Origin of the sequence: Exiguobacterium sp. s36, assembly GCF_018618345.1 — a bacterium.
Lineage (GTDB): Bacteria > Bacillota > Bacilli > Exiguobacteriales > Exiguobacteriaceae > Exiguobacterium > Exiguobacterium chiriqhucha.
Window position 1 is genome coordinate 1 of record NZ_JACSLW010000003.1, and the last position, 21,833, is coordinate 21,833.

21 protein-coding genes are annotated in these 21,833 nt (G+C 49.5%); 12 read left to right on the forward strand and 9 right to left on the reverse strand.

The window, feature by feature from the left end:
- Positions 1–266: 266 nt before the first annotated feature.
- The 7 genes from KNP95_RS07915 to dnaA all read right to left on the reverse strand — a co-directional run bounded on the left by KNP95_RS07915 (position 267) and on the right by dnaA (position 10,076).
- Positions 267–1,256, reverse strand: coding sequence for an HD-GYP domain-containing protein (locus KNP95_RS07915; RefSeq protein ID WP_214801929.1), 990 nt, complete (start codon positions 1,254–1,256; stop codon positions 267–269).
- A gap of 62 nt (positions 1,257–1,318) precedes the next feature.
- Positions 1,319–3,889, reverse strand: a complete 2,571-nt coding sequence (gene gyrA, locus KNP95_RS07920) for a DNA gyrase subunit A (protein ID WP_058765174.1) — start codon at positions 3,887–3,889, stop codon at positions 1,319–1,321.
- Between the two features lie 22 nt (positions 3,890–3,911).
- Positions 3,912–5,840, reverse strand: coding sequence for a DNA topoisomerase (ATP-hydrolyzing) subunit B (gene gyrB, locus KNP95_RS07925; protein WP_021067843.1), 1,929 nt, complete (start codon positions 5,838–5,840; stop codon positions 3,912–3,914).
- Between the two features lie 54 nt (positions 5,841–5,894).
- Entirely contained in the window at positions 5,895–7,013 is a 1,119-nt protein-coding gene (gene recF / locus KNP95_RS07930) for a DNA replication/repair protein RecF (RefSeq protein ID WP_214801926.1), read from the reverse strand.
- Position 7,014: 1 nt separating this feature from the next.
- Positions 7,015–7,230 (reverse strand): S4 domain-containing protein YaaA, encoded by a 216-nt coding sequence (yaaA, locus tag KNP95_RS07935; RefSeq protein WP_128123800.1) that lies wholly within the window; start codon positions 7,228–7,230, stop codon positions 7,015–7,017.
- A gap of 135 nt (positions 7,231–7,365) precedes the next feature.
- Complete coding sequence (dnaN, locus tag KNP95_RS07940; protein ID WP_021067846.1) at positions 7,366–8,505, reverse strand: DNA polymerase III subunit beta; 1,140 nt, start codon at positions 8,503–8,505, stop codon at positions 7,366–7,368.
- Between the two features lie 197 nt (positions 8,506–8,702).
- Positions 8,703–10,076: a chromosomal replication initiator protein DnaA gene (gene dnaA, locus KNP95_RS07945; RefSeq protein ID WP_021067847.1), complete on the reverse strand. Its 1,374-nt coding sequence runs from the start codon at positions 10,074–10,076 to the stop codon at positions 8,703–8,705.
- A gap of 771 nt (positions 10,077–10,847) precedes the next feature.
- On the opposite strand from dnaA, the gene rpmH reads away from it, so the two are divergent.
- The 5 genes from rpmH (at position 10,848) to KNP95_RS16060 (ending at position 13,130) form a co-directional block, all read left to right on the forward strand.
- The gene (gene rpmH / locus KNP95_RS07950; RefSeq protein ID WP_015880216.1) at positions 10,848–10,982 is read left to right on the forward strand and encodes a 50S ribosomal protein L34; all 135 of its coding nucleotides are present in this window, start codon (positions 10,848–10,850) and stop codon (positions 10,980–10,982) included.
- 167 nt (positions 10,983–11,149) lie between these two features.
- Entirely contained in the window at positions 11,150–11,503 is a 354-nt protein-coding gene (gene rnpA, locus KNP95_RS07955; protein ID WP_021067848.1) for a ribonuclease P protein component, read from the forward strand.
- Positions 11,504–11,605: 102 nt separating this feature from the next.
- Positions 11,606–12,466: a membrane protein insertase YidC gene (yidC, locus tag KNP95_RS07960; protein WP_214836467.1), complete on the forward strand. Its 861-nt coding sequence runs from the start codon at positions 11,606–11,608 to the stop codon at positions 12,464–12,466.
- A 120-nt stretch (positions 12,467–12,586) separates the two neighbouring features.
- Positions 12,587–12,844, forward strand: coding sequence for a DUF308 domain-containing protein (locus tag KNP95_RS16055; protein ID WP_251138513.1), 258 nt, complete (start codon positions 12,587–12,589; stop codon positions 12,842–12,844).
- Positions 12,795–13,130, forward strand: coding sequence for a DUF308 domain-containing protein (locus tag KNP95_RS16060; protein WP_021067851.1), 336 nt, complete (start codon positions 12,795–12,797; stop codon positions 13,128–13,130). Before KNP95_RS16055 ends, KNP95_RS16060 begins: the two co-directional genes overlap by 50 nt.
- 16 nt (positions 13,131–13,146) lie before the next feature.
- Here KNP95_RS16060 and KNP95_RS07970 read toward each other — a convergent pair whose 3' ends face one another.
- Positions 13,147–13,899, reverse strand: a complete 753-nt coding sequence (locus KNP95_RS07970) for a nucleotidyltransferase domain-containing protein (protein WP_214716327.1) — start codon at positions 13,897–13,899, stop codon at positions 13,147–13,149.
- 170 nt (positions 13,900–14,069) lie between these two features.
- Between KNP95_RS07970 and mnmE the strand changes: the two genes are divergently transcribed.
- The 5 genes from mnmE to KNP95_RS07995 all read left to right on the forward strand — a co-directional run bounded on the left by mnmE (position 14,070) and on the right by KNP95_RS07995 (position 19,862).
- Complete coding sequence (gene mnmE / locus KNP95_RS07975; RefSeq protein WP_021067853.1) at positions 14,070–15,449, forward strand: tRNA uridine-5-carboxymethylaminomethyl(34) synthesis GTPase MnmE; 1,380 nt, start codon at positions 14,070–14,072, stop codon at positions 15,447–15,449.
- 15 nt (positions 15,450–15,464) lie between these two features.
- Positions 15,465–17,351 (forward strand): tRNA uridine-5-carboxymethylaminomethyl(34) synthesis enzyme MnmG, encoded by a 1,887-nt coding sequence (gene mnmG / locus KNP95_RS07980; protein ID WP_021067854.1) that lies wholly within the window; start codon positions 15,465–15,467, stop codon positions 17,349–17,351.
- 4 nt (positions 17,352–17,355) lie between these two features.
- On the forward strand, positions 17,356–18,072 hold the full coding sequence (gene rsmG / locus KNP95_RS07985; protein ID WP_021067855.1) for a 16S rRNA (guanine(527)-N(7))-methyltransferase RsmG: 717 nt from the start codon (positions 17,356–17,358) through the stop codon (positions 18,070–18,072).
- A 79-nt stretch (positions 18,073–18,151) separates the two neighbouring features.
- The gene (gene noc / locus KNP95_RS07990) at positions 18,152–19,030 is read left to right on the forward strand and encodes a nucleoid occlusion protein (RefSeq protein WP_021067856.1); all 879 of its coding nucleotides are present in this window, start codon (positions 18,152–18,154) and stop codon (positions 19,028–19,030) included.
- 49 nt (positions 19,031–19,079) lie between these two features.
- Positions 19,080–19,862, forward strand: coding sequence for a ParB/RepB/Spo0J family partition protein (locus KNP95_RS07995; RefSeq protein ID WP_029596439.1), 783 nt, complete (start codon positions 19,080–19,082; stop codon positions 19,860–19,862).
- On the opposite strand, the gene yyaC is transcribed toward KNP95_RS07995, so the two are convergent.
- Complete coding sequence (gene yyaC / locus KNP95_RS08000) at positions 19,835–20,461, reverse strand: spore protease YyaC (RefSeq protein ID WP_021067858.1); 627 nt, start codon at positions 20,459–20,461, stop codon at positions 19,835–19,837. The genes KNP95_RS07995 and yyaC overlap by 28 nt on opposite strands.
- A 169-nt stretch (positions 20,462–20,630) precedes the next feature.
- On the opposite strand from yyaC, the gene KNP95_RS08005 reads away from it, so the two are divergent.
- Positions 20,631–21,569: a mechanosensitive ion channel family protein gene (locus KNP95_RS08005; protein ID WP_029596438.1), complete on the forward strand. Its 939-nt coding sequence runs from the start codon at positions 20,631–20,633 to the stop codon at positions 21,567–21,569.
- On the forward strand, positions 21,559–21,762 hold the full coding sequence (locus tag KNP95_RS08010; RefSeq protein ID WP_016509068.1) for a DUF951 domain-containing protein: 204 nt from the start codon (positions 21,559–21,561) through the stop codon (positions 21,760–21,762). The genes KNP95_RS08005 and KNP95_RS08010 overlap by 11 nt, the downstream gene beginning before the upstream one ends.
- Positions 21,763–21,833: the final 71 nt, after the last annotated feature.

The window sequence follows — 21,833 nt, forward strand, 5'->3', positions numbered from 1 at the left end:
CCGCCAGCGTTCGTCCTGAGCCAGGATCAAACTCTCCAAAGAATTTGATATAGCTCTTTAAAAATGACGAAGCTTGCGCTTCATTCAAAAATTGTAAAACTTTTTTGCCTCATCGTTCAGTTTTCAAAGTTCGTCTGCCGCTCTTAGCGACTCATTTATAATAGCACCTGCATTCTCTTTCGTCAACTATAAAAATAAAATATTTTAAAAGAATAAAAAAACAGTGTGCTCCTTCTTTGCACTATATAGAAGGAACACACTTTCTATTATTGAAATGCGATGATTCGTACTTCGTCTAAACGAGTTAAATCATACGTTTCTTGCGTCGGTTCTGATACGACAATCGGTTGTTCGACACTCGGTGTATAGTGATGAATCTTCCCACGAACCCCACTACTCAACAAAACGGTTCGACCCACTTCATAAAAGCCGAGTAACGTAGCTAACAGTGTGAGCGCCTCTCCATCGTACGCTTCATTTTGCCACATATAGAAGTAAGCTTCTTCCGGAGTGAGTGCAGCTCGGAATGTTCGCGGTGCCGTCAACTGACAAAAACGATCTGCCACGATAAACAGAGGAGAGGCCGGATGAAGCGCTCGCTCTTCAAGACGATTTGGGAAGCCCGATCCATCGAGCCGCTCATGATGTTCGGCCACTAATTTATCGACACGCTGCCGTAATGTCCGATCTTCAGGTAACATCGCCATCGATACGAGTGGATGTTGATACAGAAGCTCACGTTCCATTTTTGTAAAATAGCGCATATGTGACCATTTGCGGATTTTAGCGTAACTGGCATCGGCGAAATAAGATGCGATTCCATAGTCAAACTGAAGCCGATGTTCGTCCCCCCGATATTTCGATAACGTTTTTGCGACGAGCGCCCGATAAATCGCATGATGAATCACATGATTTTTACGTAACGGTTGGTTCGTGAAAAACTTGACGATTGCTGATAAAGGATAATCTTGGCGAAATAACTGATGAATAAATTCAAGAGCCTCATATGGATTCGGTGATATCCGTTCTTCCCATTGATTGTAGTGACGTTCATACTGAAGAATCTTTTCGCATAAGTCGCGTTCTTCCTCATGTGTAAAGGGACGGCGTTCTACCGGAGCAACTTCAATCGCATCAACTTTCAAAAAGCGGAGCAAACGTAAATGTTCGTTCGTCAGTCTAATCCCGGCCTCTAATGAAGAAACAGATGTTAAGAGCGTCATACCTACGTGCACGTTTGAAATAGCGAGTCGCATGCTCATCCCTCCTGATCGTATGAAAACAGGTCGAACGGAAGCTCCGCTCGACCTGTTTCGCCTTATTCGGTCACTTCAGACGATAGGTCGGTTTCTGGTGCTTCACCATCAAATCCATTCTCCATCTCATCTGCTGATTCCTCTTCTAGCTCATCTTTTTTCAATTTGGCAATTGTAGCCAAACGATCGCCGTCTTCGATGTTCATCACTTTCACACCGCGCGTACTGCGACCCATTTGCGAAATCGTCTGTGAATCGATCCGAATGGCGACACCGAGCTCGGTCATGAGCATGATATCGTCGTCCTCATCCACGACTCGCATACCGACGACGGTACCGCGGTCAGTCTTGATTCCGATAATTCCAGAACCGCCTCGACCTTGCGTGCGGAATTGCTCCATCGGCGTTCGTTTGCCATAGCCTTTTTCCGTGATAATCAATACGTCTTGCGTCGGGCGTACGATTTCCATCGAAACGACTTGATCGTCATCCTTCTTCAGACGAATCGCACGGACACCTCGGGCGGTACGGCCCATCGACCGTACTTCACTCGCAAGCGGGAAGCGAATCGACATCCCTTCACGCGTCACAATCAACATTTCGTCATCGCTCTTCGCAAGACGGACAGTAACCAATTCGTCCGTATCATTCAAGCTAATGGCACGAAGTCCGTTTTTATTGATGCGGGCGTAAGCCGAGAGCGGTGAACGTTTGACGAGTCCTTGCTTCGTGATAAACACGAGCGACAACTGCTCGTCTGCCACTTCAGCTTCCGAATCTTCACTTCCATCCTCAACGATGGCTTTGTCTGCCAAGTAACTATTGAAGTCGACCGGAATCATCGTCTCGACTTTTTCGCCTTTATCGACTTGTAGCAAGTTAATAATCGGCATCCCTTTCGCAGTCCGGCTCATCTCTGGGATTTCATACCCTTTCAAGCGGAAGACGCGACCGAAGTTCGTGAAGAACAGGATCGTATCATGCGTCGAAGCTGACAAGAGACGTAACACGAAGTCCTCGTCATTCGTACCCATCCCTTGCTTGCCTCGTCCGCCTCGTCGTTGTGTACGATACGAGTCGCTTGGGATTGATTTGATATAACCTTCGCTCGTGAGCGTGATCATCATGTCGCGAACTGGAATCAAGTCTTCATCTTCAAGCTCGATGATATCCGTACGGATGACTGTCCGACGTGCATCGCCATAACGCTCTTTGATTTCTGTCAACTCGTTGCGAATGATTTGAAGCAAGAGTTCTTCGTCGCCTAAGATGGCACGCAACTCTTCAATCAAGGCGCGAATCTCGCGATACTCGCCTTCGATTTTCTCACGCTCAAGTCCAGTCAAACGTTGAAGACGCATATCGAGAATCGCTTGCGTCTGCTCGGTCGACAACCCGAAACGGGCAATCAATTTCTCACGGGCCTCGTCACCGGTCCGCGTACTGCGGATGATGGCGATGACTTCATCCAAGTGATCGAGGGCAACGCGCAATCCTTCAAGGATGTGTGCACGGGCCTCGGCCTTGTCGAGATCGAACTGCGTCCGACGGCGGACAACTTCTTTTTGGTGCTCGATGTAGTAATAAATCGCTTGCTTCAAGTTGAGCGTCTTCGGTCGTCCCCCAACGAGGGCGAGCATGTTGACCCCAAACGTCGTTTGCATTGGCGTTTGTTTATACAAGTTGTTCAAAATGACACTGGCATTCGCATCGCGGCGTACTTCAATGACAACACGCATCCCGTTACGATCCGACTCGTCGCGAAGATCAGTGATGCCTTCGATTTTCTTGTCGCGTACCAAATCGGCAATCTTTTCGACGAGGCGCGCTTTGTTCACTTGATATGGGATTTCATGAACGAGAATCCGTTCACGACCATTTTTCAACACTTCGATTTCAGCTTTGGCCCGCATCGTGATTGATCCACGACCCGTCTCATAGGCGCGGCGAATTCCGCTACGTCCTAAAATTTCGCCGGCTGTCGGGAAGTCAGGCCCCGGGATATGCTGCATCAACTCGGAGATGGTGATATCCGGGTTATGCGTCAACGCAAGAACGCCGTCAATGACTTCGTTCAAGTTATGCGGCGGTACGTTCGTGGCCATCCCGACCGCGATTCCACTCGTCCCGTTGACCAAGAAGTTCGGGAACCGGGCTGGCATGACGACCGGTTCTTTCTCTTCTCCGTCAAAGTTCGGTTGGTAATCAATCGTGTTTTTGCCGATATCACGGACGAGTTCCATCGCGATTTTCGACATACGTGCTTCTGTATAACGCATCGCTGCGGCTGAGTCTCCATCGACCGATCCGAAGTTTCCGTGACCGTCGACGAGTTCATAACGATAACTGAAATCTTGCGCCATCCGAACCATCGTCTCGTAAACGGCAGAGTCACCGTGCGGGTGATACTTACCGATAACGTCACCGACCACACGGGCCGATTTCTTATGGGGCTTGTCAGCACGAATTCCAAGTTCGTTCATCGCATATAGAATACGACGGTGAACCGGTTTCAGACCGTCTCGTACGTCTGGGAGGGCACGTGACACGATAACGCTCATCGCATAGTCCATGAACGAGGTGCGCATCTCTTGGCTAATATTTATATCCTTGATATTTTCTTGTTCTGCCATTCGTTATTGCCTACCCTTCTTTTTAAATATCGAGGTTTTTCACGTAATGCGCATGTGATTGGATGAAATCACGTCGCGGCTCGACATTGTCACCCATGAGCGTCTCAAAGATCTCATCCGCCTCAATGGCGTCTTGAAGGTCGACACGAAGCATCGAGCGTGTCTCTGGATTCATCGTCGTGCTCCACAGCTGTTCAGGGTCCATCTCACCTAGACCTTTGTAACGCTGTACGCTGTAACGAGCATTCTCCGGAAGCTGTTTAATCGCTTCTTGCAATTCACGGTCATTCTGCACGTAAGTGACATCTTTTCCGTGCTTCAAGCCGTAAAGTGGTGGTTGCGCGATATAGACATACCCGCTCTCGACGAGCGGACGCATGTAGCGATAGAAGAACGTCAAGAGCAGTGTGCGAATGTGGGCTCCATCGACGTCGGCATCGGTCATGATAATCAACTTATGATAACGAGCCTTCCCGAGATCGAACTCTTCCGCAATCCCTGTCCCGAGCGCTGTAATAATCGTACGTACTTCTTGGTTGGCTAAAATCTTATCAAGTCTCGCTTTTTCGACGTTGATGATTTTACCTCGGATTGGCAAAATCGCTTGGAAGTGACGATCGCGACCTGATTTCGCTGAACCGCCGGCCGAGTCACCCTCAACGATGTACAGCTCAGACTTCGATGCATCTTTCGATGAACAGTCGGCTAGTTTCCCAGGCAATGAACTGACTTCAAGGATCCCTTTACGGCGTGTCATCTCACGAGCACGTTTCGCTGCGAGACGGGCACGGGCCGCCATCAAGCCTTTGTCGACGATCAATCGACCGACAGATGGATTTTCAAGCAAGAATTGCTCGAACGTGTCTGTGAAGAGCGAGTCTGTGGCTGTACGCGCATCGGCGTTACCAAGTTTCGTCTTCGTCTGCCCTTCGAACTGTGGCGACGGGTGTTTGACCGAGACAATCGCTGTCAATCCTTCACGTACGTCATCTCCTGACAGGCTACCGTCAGCCTCTTTCATGAGACCGAAGCGTTTTGCATAGTCGTTGATTGAACGCGTGAGCGCCGTTTTAAATCCAGTCTCGTGCGTTCCGCCCTCATGGGTCGGAATATTGTTCGTGAATGAATAGATGTTGCTCGCAAATCCTTCGTTGTACTGAAGCGCAATCTCGACTTCAATTCCATCCTTCGTGCCATGTACGTAGACAGGCTCGTCGTGGATTGAGGCTTTCGAGCGGTTCAAATGTTCAACGTATGACTTGATTCCACCCTCGTAGTGATAATTGCGTTCAATCGTCTCATCGCTGCGCTCGTCTTTGGCGACGATGCGGAGTCCTTTATTCAGGAAGGCAAGTTCGCGCAAACGTGTGGCGAGTAAATCAAAGTCATATTCGAGCGTCTCTTCGAAGATATCCCCATCCGGGAAGAAACGAACAGTTGTACCAGTCGTATCGGTCGTACCGACGATTTCAAGTTCGCCTTGTGGGACACCGCGTTTGAATGACTGATAGTAGACGTTGCCGTTACGACGGACGAACACTTCAAGCTTCGTCGACAACGCGTTGACGACCGAGGCCCCGACACCGTGCAGACCACCTGAAACTTTGTATCCGCCGCCGCCAAACTTACCTCCGGCGTGAAGGACGGTGAAGATGACTTCGACGGCAGGACGGCCCGTTTTCTTTTGAACATCGACTGGAATCCCGCGTCCGTTATCTTCGACAACAATCGAGTTGCCTGGTTCTACTGTCATCGTGATCGTGTCACAGTGTCCGGCGAGCGCTTCATCAATCGAGTTGTCGACGATTTCCCACACCAAGTGGTGGAGTCCTCGTGAGCTCGTTGAACCGATATACATCCCCGGGCGTTTACGAACGGCTTCTAACCCTTCAAGCACTTGAATCTGATCAGCACCATAATCTTGCATTTGTTTTTCGTTTTCGTTACTCATCGGTTTTGTTCACCTACTATACATGAATTGGTGTTCATATGGATTGGTCTTACGTTATACAGATTCCGTTTCAACTTCGCCTTGTTTCACGTGAAACACCTTCGCTTGTTGAATCGTTTCGTGAGCGATGCCATCAATGTTGGTCGTCGTGATAATGGTTTGGACTTTTTGGCCCATCGTGTCGAGCAGATGGGTTTGGCGATGGTCGTCTAATTCAGATAACACGTCATCTAACAAAAGCAATGGATATTCCCCGACCTCTTCGTGGATCAGTTCAATCTCCGCTAACTTTAAAGACAAAGCCGCTGTACGTTGCTGGCCTTGTGAACCGAACGTTTGGACGTTGCGATTGTTGACATACAATTCAAAGTCATCTCGATGCGGACCAAATAACGTCACGCCTCGTCTTCGTTCGTTCTCTCTTATTTTATCAAACTTTTGACGATACGTTTCAAACATCGTCTCTTTTGGGTAACGTTCTTTTTGGAATGTATCCGATACGTATTGAATCGTCAGTGTCTCCAAGTCACGTGTGATGCCGGAATGGATGGGTCCCGCCCATTTTTCAAGCTGATCGATAAAATGATGACGTCGCGAAACGATTTTCACGGCAAGCTCAATCATTTGATCGGTGAGCACCTCTAGTAGCGTCTCGTCTCCGCCTTTGATGGACAGTTGCTTCAACAAGGCGTTCCGTTGCTTCAGTGTCTTCAAATACTGATTCAATTCATGTAAATAGACAGGACTCACTTGCCCGATTTCCATATCTAAAAACCGTCGTCGTCCTTGCGGGCTACCTTTGACGATGGCAAGGTCTTCGGGTGCGAACAGCACGACGTTAAAAGCGCCGACATAGTCGCTGAGGCGGCGTTGTTCGAGATGGTTCAATTTCGCTTTCTTCCCTTTCGGTGAAAACGTGAGCGACTGGACCGTCTCCCCGGTCCGTTTATGAATCCGTCCCTCGACCATCGCTGCATCCGCCTCCCAGCCGATCAGTTCACGGTCTTGCGTCGTCCGATGTGACTTTGCGAGCGCAAGTACGTAAATCGATTCGAGCAGATTCGTTTTCCCTTGGGCATTCTCACCAATGAGAACGTTCGTCTGTTCTGAAAAATCTAGCTCGAGGGTTTCGTAGTTGCGGTAGTTTTGCAATCGGATCGACTTTAAATGCACGTTAGTTACCCTCGATTTGGAAGTCTCCGAAACCTTCGACCTCAATCGTGTCCCCATCGCGTAGTTTGCGTCCGCGACGTTGATCAATCTCACCGTTCACTTTCACTTGAATGTCCTCTAAGAAGAACTTCGCTTGGCCTCCGCTTGAAATGATATCAGCCAACTTCAAAAATTGTCCGAGCGTTACATACTCGGTTGTAATCGACACTTTTTTCATGTCGTCACTTCCTTTCTTTCATACTTAGTACAAAAAATCGCCATACTTATTAGTTTATCGAAAAACGTCGAATAAGGCAAAAATGGGGATGACAAGGTGAAACACCTCATCATCCCCGAATCTGCTCAGTCTGACTTAAGACGTGCGGACTGGCAAGATCAACTGTAGGACGCTATCTTGCTCGACCGGACGCAAGATGAACGGACGCATCGAACCCGTGAACTGGATTTCGATCTCTGAAGCATCAAGCGCACGAAGCGCATCCATGACAAATTTCGAGTTGAATGAAATTTTTAACTCTTCTCCTTCAAGCGACAGGATGCTGACGCGCTCTGACACTTTCCCGACTTCTGGAGAATGAGAGGAGACTTCGACCGTCGTCGCTTCTTCAGCGACAAACTTGATGACGTTATTGCGATCAGCGCGTGCAAGCAATGACGCACGATCGATAGCTTGGAGGAAGTCCTTCGCGTTCATGCGGACCGCTGTCCGGTATTCTTCCGGAATCAAGCGTGATGTATCTGGGTATGCACCGTCGAGTAGACGCGAGAAGAACGAGATGTTTTTCAAGCGGAACAAGATTTGTTGGTCCGTCAACACGATTTCGACTGGCAACTCTTCCCGATCAAGCAATTTTGCGAGTTCGTTCAATGAGCGGCCTGGGACGACGACATTTTGGAACGTCAAATCGTTGTCTGTCTCAAACCGTGCCCGGCGAAGTGCCAGACGGTGGCTATCCGTTGCGACACACGTCAAGAATCCTTTTTCGGCAGAGAAGTTGACCCCTGTCAACACAGGACGTGTCTCTTGTCCAGAAACAGCGAAGCTCGTTTGACGGATAATCGTCTTCAACAAATCGGCCGGCAAGTAGAAACGACGCTCGCTTGATAGTTCAGGCAGGCGCGGGTATTCATCTGGATCGAGTCCGTTCAAATGGAACTCGGCTTGTCCCGATTCAATTCGTGTCATAAAGTTCGGAGACACTTCGAGTGTCACTTCATTCGTCGGCAACTTTTTAACGATCTCACCGAGGAAACGTGCATTGAGCACGACGCTACCTGCTCGTTGAATTTGAATGAGTTCGATTCCGCCTTCTTCAATCGGGATTAAGCGTTCGATTGAAATTTCCGTATCGCTACCTGTGAGCGTCAACCCATCGGCATGGGCTTCAAGCTTTAATCCTGTGAGGATTGGAATCGTCGTTCGGGAAGCAACAGCTTTTGATACATCTTGTACGGCTTGCATGAATACATCTCGCTGAATCGTTAAATGCATGTGGATAATTCCTCCTAAGTGAACTGAGTCATATAGTTAATAATAATAGTATTATTTAAGTCATAATAGTAATAAGGGCTGTGGATACTGGGGATAAGTGACTTTAACCACTGGTGTTGAGCCATTCTGCCTGTGAATAACTTGTGGATAACTATGTGGTTTTATCCACAGGATATCCACAATGAAATTGAAGCGTTTTATGACAATGCTTTCTTTAACGTCTGAATCGTCTCTTGCATCTCCGGATCGTGCTTGAGCAACGTACTAATTTTCTCATGGGCGTGAATCACTGTCGTGTGATCGCGTCCACCGAACTCTTCCCCGATTTTAGGAAGCGAGCTTTCCGTCATCTCACGTGATAAGTACATCGCGATTTGACGAGGGAATGCGAGCGTCTTCGTCCGTTTCTTCGCCTTCAGTTCATCGACTTCAATATTAAAGTGACGGCCCACGATTTCTTGAATGTCCCGAATGACAATTTTCTTCGCTTCTTGGACCGGCATGATGTTGTGCAACGCTTCAGCAGCGACATCCGGGTCAATCGGACGACCGACGAGCTTGGCATAGGCCACGACGCGCGTCAACGCCCCTTCGAGTTCACGAATGTTCGTGTCGATTTGGTTGGCAATATACAGCATGACGTCGTTTGCGATATCCAGTCCTTCTGCCGTCGCTTTCTTGCGTAAGATGGCAATCCGTGTTTCAAGGTCAGGCGGTGTGATGTCTGTGATAAGACCCCATTCGAACCGCGAACGAAGACGATCTTCGAGCGTCGGAATCTCTTTAGGCGGTCGATCACTCGAAATCACAATCTGTTTCTGATCGTTATGAAGCGCATTGAACGTGTGGAAAAACTCTTCCTGTGTCTGTTCTTTCCCGGCTAGGAACTGAATGTCATCGATTAAGAGAACATCAATGTTCCGATAGCGGTTGCGGAATTCTTCGGTCTTATTGTCACGAATCGAGTTGATAAACTCATTCGTGAACTTTTCAGATGATACGTAAGCGATTCGTGCGCCAGGCTTCTGCCCTTTCACGTAATGACCAATCGCATGCATCAAATGCGTCTTGCCGAGCCCGACTCCTCCATAAATGAAGAGCGGATTATAGGCGCGCGCCGGCGCTTCTGCGACAGCGAGCGAGGCAGCGTGAGCAAATCGGTTACCCGACCCGATGACAAACGTCTCAAAAATGTACTTGTCATTCAGCTGTCCGAGGTTCCCTTCCTCTTTTGGTAGTACTGGAAGTGGCTGTTCTTTCATTTCTGTGGCAGCAATCGTCTCTTTCGATCCATCCGCAGGTGCATACTTGTGTGCTTGTGATTCCTCGATAAAATGAATCTCAAGCTTGTTGTTCGTTACTTCTTCAATCGTATCTTGTAACAATGACAAGTATTGACGCTCAAGCCAAGTCACAATGAAACTGGCTGGCGCGGACACGACGAGTGTCGTCCCCATCAACGAAATTCCTTCTGTTGATTTCAACCACATATCAAAGCTGGCTTTTGGTGTTCGTTCCTCTTCCTCAATCAGAGATAAAACATTTCTCCAAATCTCGCGAGCATTCTTCAATGAAAGACCTCCTTTACTCACATGTTGGCGAAACTTATTCACACGATATACACATACACTATTCTATAGTAGATAATAGGGTTATCCCCAGAGAACAAAAACTGTGGATAACGTTATCCACATGGTGTTGATGTTGGGGATAACAGTTATCCACAGCCTGTGTATATCTTGGAATTGCTAAAAGTTCATCCACAAGTTTGTGCACATTCAGTTTATCAAAATAAAATAGACGTGGCAACGGTTTTTGATATTTATCCACAGACTGCAAAAAGAATCCACAGGTAGTTATCCACATGCTGTGTATAGTGTGGATAAACTGTGGATATGTTGTGGATAATCTGAAGTGAGGTAAGATAGCGACAGAAAAGTTATACACAAAAGAGGAAGAAGGAATTGTGGAGAATATTTTTTCAAGAGAAGAAAATGAAAAATTAAAAAATGGAATCGTAAAATTGTTGAAAGAAGAGGAGTTATTCACATATAAGTGTGGATAACTCTTGGGATATGTGGATAAAATGGCTTTAGACAGCTATTTGTAAAAAAGTCACTGGCGGATTGTCAATTCTCCATGTGATTCATTGCTTCCGTTTCTTCTAGATCATGCCATCATGAGGTGATTGTCCCCTTCCCGTTCGAAGGATTTCATCCTAATTGAAAACCTGGCGAAAACTCATTGACAATCTAGACAACAGTTTATATAATCTTAAAGACTGCCTTAAATGAAACTATAACTTGCTAATAGAGCGTTAACCTTGAGGAGGTGCTTTAACAATGAAACCAACTTTCAATCCTAACAACCGTAAGCGTAAGAAAGTCCACGGATTCCGTGCACGCATGGCGACTAAAAACGGCCGCAACATTCTTGCAGCTCGCCGTCGTAAAGGCCGCAAAGCCTTGACTGTCTAATACAGATCATGAGATTGCCCGAGGAATCCTCCTTGGGCAATCTTTTTTTGTATCGTCACAGAACTCACACAAACGGACGGAAAAAGCTGATTCACTCTCGTTGAAACGAATGGGATATGGTATGATGTTAGTTGACGATTTTTGAAGCGAAGGATGGAGTGAGAATTTTGAAAAAAGAATACCGCCTGCAAAAGAATGAAGAGTTCCAAGCGGTGTTTCGTGAAGGACGCTCCGTGGCCAATCGTCAGTTTGTCGTCTACACGCAAAAAGCGGATCAAGCGCACTTCCGGGTCGGACTTTCGGTCAGCAAAAAGCTGGGAAATGCCGTGGAACGGAACCGGATGAAACGATTGATGCGTGAATCGCTTCGCTTGCTCGAACCGAACGTGGCTCCGCACAATTATGTCATCATTGCGCGCAAACCAGCGACGTCGCTTACGCAAGATGAAGTGACGGAAAGCTTGAAACACGCATTCAAACGGGCTAAAGTTTGGAAGCAGAGACAAGTCGATCGATCATAACAATCCGAGCTCGTTCTTTCATATATAACGCGAACTAATTAGGATTGACCGATAGACGTGTGATGAAACAAAAGAATCGATAAAGAAAGCGTAGGAGGAACTATGAGCAAAAAGCTAAAATTAGGATTGTTGGCCGTCATGACCGGCGTCATCATGTTGATGGCTGGATGTGTCGACCCATCGACGATCCAAGGAGAGCCGATTACGGCTGAGACGGAAGGCTTCTGGTCGCAATACTTTGTTTGGCCACTAGCATGGTTGTTGAAAGAAGCGGCTTACTTAATTGGTGGGACGTGGCAGTACGGTTACTCGATCATCGTCGCGACGATTATCGTCCGCCTCTTGATTTTACCGCTTATGATCAAGCAGACGAAGAGTATGGGTGCGATGCAAGTCTTGCAGCCAGAGATGCTCAAGCTGCGTGAGAAGTACAGCTCGAAAGACCAAGAGACGCAACGTAAACTGCAAGAAGAAATGATGAAAATGTATCAAGAGTACCAAATCAACCCGCTCGCGGGCTGCTTGCCAATCTTGATTCAAATGCCGATTTTGTTCGCGTTCTATGATGCGATCCGTCGGACACCTGAAATCTTTGAAGCGCAGTTCCTCTGGTTCGACCTCGGGGCACCAGATCCAACGTTCATCTTGCCGATTCTGGCAGCGATTTTGACGTTTGTACAGCAAAAAATTTCAATGGCGGGCCAAGAACAAAACCCACAATTGAAAATGATGCTCTACATCTTCCCAGTGATGATCTTCGTCATGTCGATCACGCTTCCAGCCGCCCTTTCGATGTACTGGGTCGTCGGTTACATCATCTCGATTATCGTGACGATGGCAATCATGCTCCCGATGCGTGAGAAGATGAAAGTTCAAGCTGAAGCGAAAATCGCGGCGAAAGAAGCAGAACGTGTCGTACTCGCAGAAGAAGAAAAAAAGGCAAAAAAGAAAAAACGTAAATAAACGCTAAGGCTGTGGATAACCAATCCACAGCCTTTTTTGTCGTTCGGGATAGATCAACCTTAAATCCGGGAATAAACAAAGCAGTGGTAGAAATCGTCGAATCAGAAAGGGGTCTTTCATATGGAGACGCTCATCAAACGGTTGGAACGGTCGACGTTCATTCAAGCGGCGCTTTACGTGGTAATCGGGTTACTCATCATCTTGTATCCGCGCATCTTTTTTGATGCGATCGTCTATTTGGTTGCGGCTTACTTTGCCATCATCGGTCTCGTCGCCATCATTCAAGGGTTGCGGCACAAACGGGACGGGCTCCCAGCCGGTTTTTTTTATGGGAATCATCTATTTATTGATCGCTTTAATCGTCTTTTTCTTCGCTGAAACGTTGGCAAGTCTGCTCCCGATTTTTATCGGCGCCTTATTCTTGTTTGGTGGCATCATCCGGTTGATTCAAGCCGTCGGATTTCGCCGGACCATCGCCAATCGGTGGATGTACTTCATGCTCAGCAGTCTATTGTGGATTGGGATTGGCCTACTCATGTTGGCGAACCCGTTTGACAGCCTGCTCGTTTTGTTCCAATTGTTCGGCGGTTTTCTCATCGCCGTCGGGGTGATCGAATGGGTGCTCTATTTCACACTCCGCTCCTCGAGACGCCAGCAAGCATAAACGAAAGCCGCTCACATTAGGAGCGGCTTTTTTCACGGATGACGAGTCGGTCGAAAAACGGACGAATCACTTCGAACGCAACGGTCGTCTCGAAGAAGGGACGCTCGACTTCGAGACGGGAGATATACCATCGAGCGGCTGTCGCATGATGGTCGGGTGTCAACGCTTCATAAAAGGTCCGGATTTCAATCCGCTGTCGGGCGGCCACGTCTTTCAACCCGAGTGCGGCCCGTTCGGGTTCGTAATGAGCGGCGAGCACATAGGCGAAATGACTCATGCCTTGCCGAAGCATCTCGACGGCCCAGACATCGTTGCCGCGGTCACGGGCTTTCGTATATTGGAAAAAGAACCAAATCGCATCAAACACGTGTCCGCTTAAGTCTTCATCCGACAAGGTGAGCGAACTCGAGTGATGTTGCAGTCGATGTTCCGGATCATACAGCACCGTGATTGTGTCTTGATGGTTCAACGTGTCCGCCGTCACCGTGAAGAAGTCGAGATGCAAGAAATCATCATAGACGACGATCAGTTGCGGGGCTACGATATCGATTTCGTCCTCGAGCAGAATCGGGCGATATGTGGCCAGATGGTCGCGGCGGCGCGACAAGAACTCATTCAGGCTGTCAGGGGCGACCATGACGTACAAGTCGACATCGGAATGTTCGTCCGCTTCACCACGCCCGAACGATCCTTTCAAGAAAATGGCCTGCACGTCCGTATCGGAGATGAGGCTGTCGGTCAATGTGGCGATGGCATCTTGCTGTCGCATTTCATCACGTCCTCCATGGAAATATATTCCTTTATTGTACTAAAGTAATTCACTGAAATGCAACCGTTGCTCGAGAGGTCGGACTCTTTCGTTCGAGACAAATATCGTGTATAGTAGGTGCGTTATGCATAAGATAGAGGAAGTAGTAAGAAGTATGGGAGGGAAAGATGATGCTAGAGTTTGACACGATTACGGCGATTTCGACGCCGATGGGTGAAGGGGCAATCGGAATCGTCCGCTTGTCCGGTGACCGCGCTGTCGAGACGGTGGGCCGTGTGTTTTCTGGAAAGGATTTGACGAAAGTGGAGTCACATACGATCCATTACGGAAAATTGAAACGTCCTGGCACGGACGAGGTCGTCGATGAAGTCATGGTGAGCATCATGCGCGCACCGAAGACGTTCACGCGAGAAGACGTCGTTGAAATCAATTGCCATGGAGGAATCGTCGCGGTCAATCGTGTCCTCGAACTGATTCTTGAACAACCGGACATCCGCTTGGCAGAACCGGGCGAGTTCACGAAACGCGCCTTTTTGAATGGACGGATTGATTTGTCGCAAGCCGAGGCCGTCATGGATTTGATTCGTGCCAAAACGGATCGGGCTATGAACGTCGCCATGTCACAAATGGAAGGACGCTTGTCACGGCTCGTCCGCGAGTTGCGTCAACTGTTGCTTGAGACGATTGCGGCGGTCGAGGTCAATATCGACTATCCGGAATACGACGCCGAAGAGATGACCCAGGCCATCGTCGAAGACAAGGCGGGCGAAGTGAAGCGTGTGCTCGAGCAACTGCTCGAGACGGCGCGACAAGGCAAGATTTTACGAGAAGGGCTCGCGACAGCGATTATCGGTCGACCGAACGTCGGCAAATCATCGCTCATGAACACGCTCGTACAAGAGACGAAAGCGATCGTCACGGAAATCGCAGGAACGACGCGCGATACGATTGAAGAGTATGTGAACGTCAAAGGCGTTCCGCTCAAATTGATTGATACGGCAGGGATTCGGGAGACGGAAGATATCGTCGAGCGGATCGGTGTCGAGAAATCGCGCAAGGCGCTCGCCGGGGCGGACTTGATTTTGCTCGTCTTGAACGGGCACGAAGGTCTGACTGTCGAGGATGAGGCCTTGTTTGAGGCGATTGCTGGTATGAATGCCATCATCATCATCAATAAGACGGACTTGCCACAAAGTATGGATTCTTCTAAGCTGGAGAAACTAGCGGCAGGTCGCCCGATTGTGGCGACGTCTCTCTTATTAGAAGAGGGAATCGATGCATTGGAGAAGGCGATCTCGAACTTGTTCTTCGCCAAAGGCGTCGAATCACAGGATATGACATATATCTCGAACGCACGACACATTCAGCTCATCAAACGGACGATCGAACAAATCGATGAGGCGCTCGGAAGCGCCGCCATGAATTTGCCGATTGATATGGTCCAAATCGATTTACGGCGAGCGTGGGATACGCTCGGCGAAATCAACGGGGACACCGTTCAAGAAAGTTTGATTGATCAACTCTTTTCACAGTTTTGTCTTGGGAAATAATAAGGAGGAACAACTATGGCTTACACGGCAGGCGAGTTTGATGTCATCGTCATCGGAGCCGGTCATGCGGGAATCGAGGCAGCACTGGCTTCGGCGCGCATGGGCGCGAAAACGGCGATGCTCACGATGAATCCGGATATGGTCGGATTCATGTACTGCAACCCATCGATCGGTGGTCCCGCGAAAGGGATTGTCGTTCGCGAAATCGATGCCCTTGGTGGCGAAATGGCGAAGGCGATCGATGCGACGTACATTCAAATGAAGATGCTCAACACATCAAAAGGTCCAGCAGTGCGCGCATTACGGGCGCAAGCGGACAAATTCCAATACCAAAATCATATGAAGAAAGTGCTTGAAGACGAACCGAACCTATTGCTTCGTCAAGCGCTCGTCGAACGACTTCTCATCGAAGACGGGAAAGTCGCCGGCGTCGTCACGAATACTGGTTCGGAGTACCGCTCGAAAGCGGTCATCGTCACAACGGGTACGTTCATGCGCGGTCAAATCATCATCGGCGAATTGTCGTATGAGAGCGGTCCGAACAACCAGATGCCTTCGGTCGAATTGTCGAAGCATTTAGAAGAGCTCGGGCTCGAACTCGTTCGTTTCAAAACGGGGACACCTCCACGCATCGACGGCAAGACGATCGATTACTCGAAGACGGAGATTCAACCAGGGGACGACAATCCGTCGCTCTTCTCCTACACGTCGAAAGACCTCGACCCGATCGAGCAAATCCCGTGCTGGCTCACCTACACGAGCGAGCGGACGCACCAGTTGATTGACGAGAACTTGCATCGTTCGCCAATGTACTCAGGTGCCATCAAAGGGACGGGCCCACGTTACTGCCCATCGATTGAAGATAAAGTCGTCCGGTTCAACGATAAACCGCGTCACCAAATCTTCCTCGAGCCAGAAGGTCGCGACACGGAAGAAATTTACGTGCAAGGCTTCTCGACGAGTATGCCGGAAGACGTTCAGCATCAAATGCTCCGGACGATTCCAGGGCTTGAGAACTCAGAGATGATGCGCCCTGGATACGCGATTGAGTACGATGCAGTCGTACCGACGCAACTTTGGCCGACACTCGAGACGAAGACGGTTGGCGGATTGTTCACGGCAGGTCAAATCAATGGGACGAGCGGCTATGAAGAAGCGGCCGGACAAGGCATCATGGCCGGAATCAACGCCGCATGCCAAGTTCTCGGCAAAGAGCCAGTCATCTTGGACCGCTCACAGGCGTATATCGGCGTCCTGATTGATGATCTCGTGACGAAAGGGACGAACGAGCCATACCGTCTGCTCACATCCCGCGCCGAGTATCGGTTGCTTTTGCGCCACGACAATGCGGACCTTCGTTTGAGCGACATCGGCCACGAGGTCGGTCTATTGTCACCAGAGCGTCATGCCCACCTTGAAGACAAACGAGTCGCTATCGCGGCAGAAGTGAAGCGTCTCAACGGACTCGTCATCAAACCGTCCGCTGACGTGAACGCCGTGCTCGAAGAAGTTGGCGCGAATCCGCTCAAAGAAGCGACGCATGCCAGCATTTTGTTGAAGCGGCCAGAAGTGACGTACGCGACGCTCATGCGCTTTGCACCGGCACCGATCGAAGTGCCGTTTGAAGTGGCGGAGCAAGTCGAGATTCAAGTGAAATACGAAGGCTACATCTCGAAGCAGCTCGAGCAAGTCGAGAAGATGCGTCGGATGGAAGAAAAACGGATTCCGGAGAAACTCGATTACGATGCAATCGGTGGTCTTGCGACGGAAGCGAAACAAAAACTAAAACAAGTTCGTCCGCTCTCGATTGGACAAGCGTCACGTATTTCCGGGGTAAACCCGGCGGACGTTTCGATTCTTCTTGTCTATATCGAGCAAGGACAATACGCGACAGTGGAGTGAAACGATGAACCAATCCCAATTTATTGAGGCGCTGCAGGCAGAAGGGTTTGAATTGAGCGAGAAACAACTCGCTCAGTTCGAATTGTATTTCGAGATGCTCGTCGAGTGGAATGAGAAGATGAATTTGACGGCGATCACGGACAAGGAAGAAGTGTATTTGAAGCATTTCTATGACTCGCTCAGTGCGGCGTTCCATTTCGACTTCGCAAACGTGGATACCGTATGTGATGTCGGTGCCGGGGCTGGATTCCCGAGTTTGCCGCTCAAAATTCTATTCCCGCACCTTCACGTGACGATTATCGACTCGCTTAACAAGCGAATCACGTTCTTGAACGAACTCGCGCTCGCGCTCGGGTTAGAAGGTGTCGCGTTCCATCACGGACGCGCCGAAGAGTTTGGAAAAAATAAAAAATTTCGTGAGCAATTTGATGTCGTAACCGCCCGTGCGGTTGCCCGGATGACGGTGCTCGCCGAGTACTGTTTACCGCTCGCAAAAGTCGGCGGAACGTTCGTAGCGCTCAAAGCAGCGAAGGTTTCCGACGAGCTGGTCGATGCGAAAAACGCCTTGGCCGTGCTCGGTGGGAAAGTAAAAACGACACACCAGTTCCTATTGCCAGGAGAGATGAGTGAGCGTAATATCGTAATTGTAGATAAATTACGAAAAACGCCTGGGAAATATCCACGTAAAGCGGGTACCCCAGCGAAAGAGCCGCTAATCTGAGCAATAGTGTTTCACGTGAAACTAAAAGCAGATTCCGGTAGTGGAATCTGCTTATTTTTTACATAGAGGGGTGCCGACGTTGAAGAAAACATTTGCTAAACTGTTCGGAAGTCGTCCAGAAGTGGCGGTTACAGAAATCGCAGAAGTCAAACCAAATGACGCGGTTCAAGACATCGCGTTATCGTTGCTTCTCCCGAACCGTTATCAACCGCGTAAAGTATTCGAGCCGGCTAAAATCGAAGAGCTCGCTGTCACAATCGATGAACATGGTCTCCTGCAGCCAATCGTCGTCCGAAAAGCAGAAGAGGGACGCTACGAGATTATCGCTGGGGAACGCCGCTTCCGCGCCGTTAAATCGCTCGGCTGGTCGGTCATTCCGGCCATCGTCCGGGAGATGGATGACGATACGACTGCCGCTCTGGCATTGATTGAGAACTTGCAGCGCGAACAGCTAAGTCCGATTGAAGAAGCGGAGGCGTACGATCGTCTGCTCGCCATGAAAGGTCTGACACAAGACGCGCTCGCGAAGAGTCTCGGCAAGAGTCAGTCGACGATTGCCAATAAACTACGCCTGTTGAAATTGCCGAACGACGTCAAGCAATGTTTGCGCGACCGCCAAATCAATGAACGTCACGCTCGGGCGCTCTTGCCGCTCAAAGAGGAAGGACTCCAGCTCCAAGTGCTCATGGAGATTATAGAGCAGGACTTTAACGTCAAAGAGACGGAAGAACGCGTCGCCTTCTTGACGACACCGATTGAAGAAGAGAAGCGGAAACCGAAAAAGCAACGCCGTCGGACGAAAAGTTTCGCACGTGACACGCGAATCGCCCTCAATACGATCCGGGACTCGGTCAGTTTGATCGGAAAGACCGGGATTGAAGTCCAGACCGAGGAAGTCGAAGAAGACGAATTTGTTGAAATTCGAATTCGAATCCCGAAAGCACGGCCACAAAAGTGAGCCTGTGCTTTTTTTATAGCTATCAGTCAGAAGGAATGGAGGAATCATGATGGAACGGTTACCGATTAAACACATTCGTCCCAACCCGAACCAGCCCCGCAAGCAGTTCGAACCAGAAAAGTTAGACGAGCTCAGGCAATCGATTGAACGTTATGGGGTGTTGCAACCAATCGTCGTCCGTAAAGCGAGTGGGTTTTATGAAATCATCGCCGGCGAGCGTCGGTTTCAGGCTGCTCAATTGGCCGGCAAGACGGATATCCCGGCATTGATTGTCACGGCCGACTCGGACCGCGTCATGGAACTCGCCTTGATTGAGAATATTCAACGTGCCGACTTGAACGCGATCGAAGAGGCGCTCGCCTACGAACAGTTGATGCAAACGCTCGGATTGACCCAGCAACAACTGGCCGAACGCGTCGGCAAGAGTCGGAGCCATGTGACGAACAGCCTGAGACTGCTTCGGTTACCGAGTGCGGTCCAGCATGCGGTCATGGTCGGTGAGTTGACGATGGGCCACGCCCGGGCCATCACCGGCATGAAATCGGTTCAGGCGATGGAACAGATTGCCCGTCGCGTCATCGCCGAGCAATGGACGGTCCGCCGACTCGAGCGCTATTTACAAAAAGAGCGCATTGAAAAAAAGACGCTCAAACGCTCGGACGCCGACGTGGAAGCCGTCGAGGCGGTGCTAGCGGAACGTCTTCAAATGGATGTATCGATTCGCCCGCGTCGAAAAGGGGGCGTCCTCGAGCTGAAGTATTTCTCGCAAGACGATTTGGAACATCTATTGACGTTGTTATCGCCTCAAGATTTCGATTCGTCACGAGACTGACGAAGTCGGGTGATGGCCGCCTCTTCTTGATGAAGCCGCCCGATGCGTGAGTCGAACTCGACGAACCCGTCGGTGATGAAACGGGCCAGCTCATAGACGAGGTGGAGGCGCGTGTTTTGCAAAATCATCATTTCCATGAAGCCACTTACGTTGACGACGGCTTTAATGTTGTATTCGCCGACCGAAGGGAGTTCTTTTTGAACACCGGCACCGGGGGCGAGCGGTCCTTCTGAGAAGAAGATATAACCGACACTCGACAAGCGACCGAGGCAAGCGTCGATGGCGATGATGAGGGGGCGATGGAACCGTGTCTGAATCTCATGGAGCGTCTCGACAAGGTTCAGCGCATGGACCGGTTTTGTCAACGTGCCGTACACATGGATATTGCGGACAAAGCGCTCCTCAAGGAACGTGCCGACGAGCGGTCCGAGCGAGTCACCGGTGGAACGGTCGGAGCCGATACAAACGAGGACGATTGGACGATGCGTCTCCTTTGCCAACTGATCATGCAGTTGATCGGCAAAGAGCTTGGATCCACTCCGTTCGGTATGTTCGATGAAGAAAGAGTATGGTTTATGAGGTTTTAGGCGAAACGGCATGAATCTCATCCTCTCTTCTAAGCTGCCTGCGTCTAGTTGCAATTGCGGAATGAAACCGTATTATCCCATTCCCGGAACACCGAAACTTATAACGTCCGGATGTAGGGTTTGAGAAAAGTCGTTAATTATGGTTTGATGGGTTAGAATCTATAACGCTAGAGGTGACAACATGGCTTCACAAAATACAGATACAAACTTAAGCACGGTAGCCGACGAAACGATGGATAGTGTCAATCGGTTCGTCGCCTATTTTCAAGACACGGAGATGTGGATCGGTCTCGGTATCAAATTGACCGGTGTCGCACTCATCATCTTGGCACTTTACGTGGCGTCACGCATTTTGACGTCGATGGTCCAACGCGTGTTCGCACTGCGTAAAATTAAAGAGCACGATATTGTGACGCAACGGCAAAATGAGACGCTATCGAAATTGGCCCAAAACACGATTCGCTATGTGCTCGGCCTGATCATGATTTTGACGGTGCTCGGGCAGTTCGGCGTCAATATCGCCGGTTTAATCGCATCGGCCGGGGTCGCCGGTCTGGCCATCTCGTTCGGTGCGCAAAACTTGGTGAAGGACGTCATCACAGGTGCGTTCATCATCTTCGAGAACCAGTATAAGAACGGGGATTACGTCAATTTAAATCAACAAGTCGACGGCACCGTCATCGAAGTCGGGATTCGGACGACGAAGTTGAAAGGGTTGAACGGACAAGTGACGATTATCCCGAACGGACAAATCATGCAAGTGACGAATTATTCACTCGAAAACAGTGTCGCAGTCGTCGATATCGGTGTCGCGTATGAAGAAGACACGGATAAAGTGGAGAAGGCGTTGAAAGAAATCGCCCATACGGTCGAGGAGAAGTATCACGACTTGTTCATCGAACCAATTACGCTCGCTGGTGTGCAGTCGCTCGGACCGTCGGAAGTCGTCTATCGTCTCATGGCCGAAGTTCCACCGACACAACACTTCGCGGCCGGTCGGATTTTGCATAAAGAGTTGAAGGCCGGGCTAGATGAGCGCGGAATCGAAATCCCGTATCCGCGTACCGTCATGATGCCGCCAACCACAACGACTAAAGGAGCGCCGGAAAATGCAGGCTAAATCGTATGAGTTGAACGATTTTGTAGAAATGAAGAAACCGCATGCGTGTCAGACGAATCGCTGGCAGGTGACTCGGGTCGGAATGGATATTCGCATCAAGTGTCAAGGATGCGGGGCGAGCGTGCTCATGCCGCGTCGCGACTTTGATAAGCGATTGAAAAAAGTGCTTAAACAAGAGAACGCCGCTGAATAAGTGGCGTTCTTCTCTATGTTGCAACCGTGAGTTGCGGTTTAATCGAGGACTAACTATAATTGTGAAGGATG

What these genes read in the sequence shown, in the direction of transcription:
- KNP95_RS07970 (WP_214716327.1), bottom strand. Translation starts at nt 13,899, where the DNA reads ATGCGACAGCAAGATGCCATCGCCACATTGACCGACAGCCTCATCTCC.
- KNP95_RS16060 (WP_021067851.1), top strand. Translation starts at nt 12,795, where the DNA reads ATGGGAATCATCTATTTATTGATCGCTTTAATCGTCTTTTTCTTCGCT.
- rsmG (WP_021067855.1), top strand. Translation starts at nt 17,356, where the DNA reads ATGAACCAATCCCAATTTATTGAGGCGCTGCAGGCAGAAGGGTTTGAA.
- yaaA (WP_128123800.1), bottom strand. Translation starts at nt 7,230, where the DNA reads ATGAAAAAAGTGTCGATTACAACCGAGTATGTAACGCTCGGACAATTT.
- KNP95_RS08005 (WP_029596438.1), top strand. Translation starts at nt 20,631, where the DNA reads ATGGCTTCACAAAATACAGATACAAACTTAAGCACGGTAGCCGACGAA.
- gyrA (WP_058765174.1), bottom strand. Translation starts at nt 3,889, where the DNA reads ATGGCAGAACAAGAAAATATCAAGGATATAAATATTAGCCAAGAGATG.
- yidC (WP_214836467.1), top strand. Translation starts at nt 11,606, where the DNA reads ATGAGCAAAAAGCTAAAATTAGGATTGTTGGCCGTCATGACCGGCGTC.
- KNP95_RS16055 (WP_251138513.1), top strand. Translation starts at nt 12,587, where the DNA reads ATGGAGACGCTCATCAAACGGTTGGAACGGTCGACGTTCATTCAAGCG.
- rpmH (WP_015880216.1), top strand. Translation starts at nt 10,848, where the DNA reads ATGAAACCAACTTTCAATCCTAACAACCGTAAGCGTAAGAAAGTCCAC.
- mnmE (WP_021067853.1), top strand. Translation starts at nt 14,070, where the DNA reads ATGCTAGAGTTTGACACGATTACGGCGATTTCGACGCCGATGGGTGAA.
- KNP95_RS08010 (WP_016509068.1), top strand. Translation starts at nt 21,559, where the DNA reads ATGCAGGCTAAATCGTATGAGTTGAACGATTTTGTAGAAATGAAGAAA.
- yyaC (WP_021067858.1), bottom strand. Translation starts at nt 20,461, where the DNA reads ATGCCGTTTCGCCTAAAACCTCATAAACCATACTCTTTCTTCATCGAA.
- gyrB (WP_021067843.1), bottom strand. Translation starts at nt 5,840, where the DNA reads ATGAGTAACGAAAACGAAAAACAAATGCAAGATTATGGTGCTGATCAG.
- KNP95_RS07915 (WP_214801929.1), bottom strand. Translation starts at nt 1,256, where the DNA reads ATGCGACTCGCTATTTCAAACGTGCACGTAGGTATGACGCTCTTAACA.
- mnmG (WP_021067854.1), top strand. Translation starts at nt 15,465, where the DNA reads ATGGCTTACACGGCAGGCGAGTTTGATGTCATCGTCATCGGAGCCGGT.
- KNP95_RS07995 (WP_029596439.1), top strand. Translation starts at nt 19,080, where the DNA reads ATGGAACGGTTACCGATTAAACACATTCGTCCCAACCCGAACCAGCCC.
- dnaN (WP_021067846.1), bottom strand. Translation starts at nt 8,505, where the DNA reads ATGCATTTAACGATTCAGCGAGATGTATTCATGCAAGCCGTACAAGAT.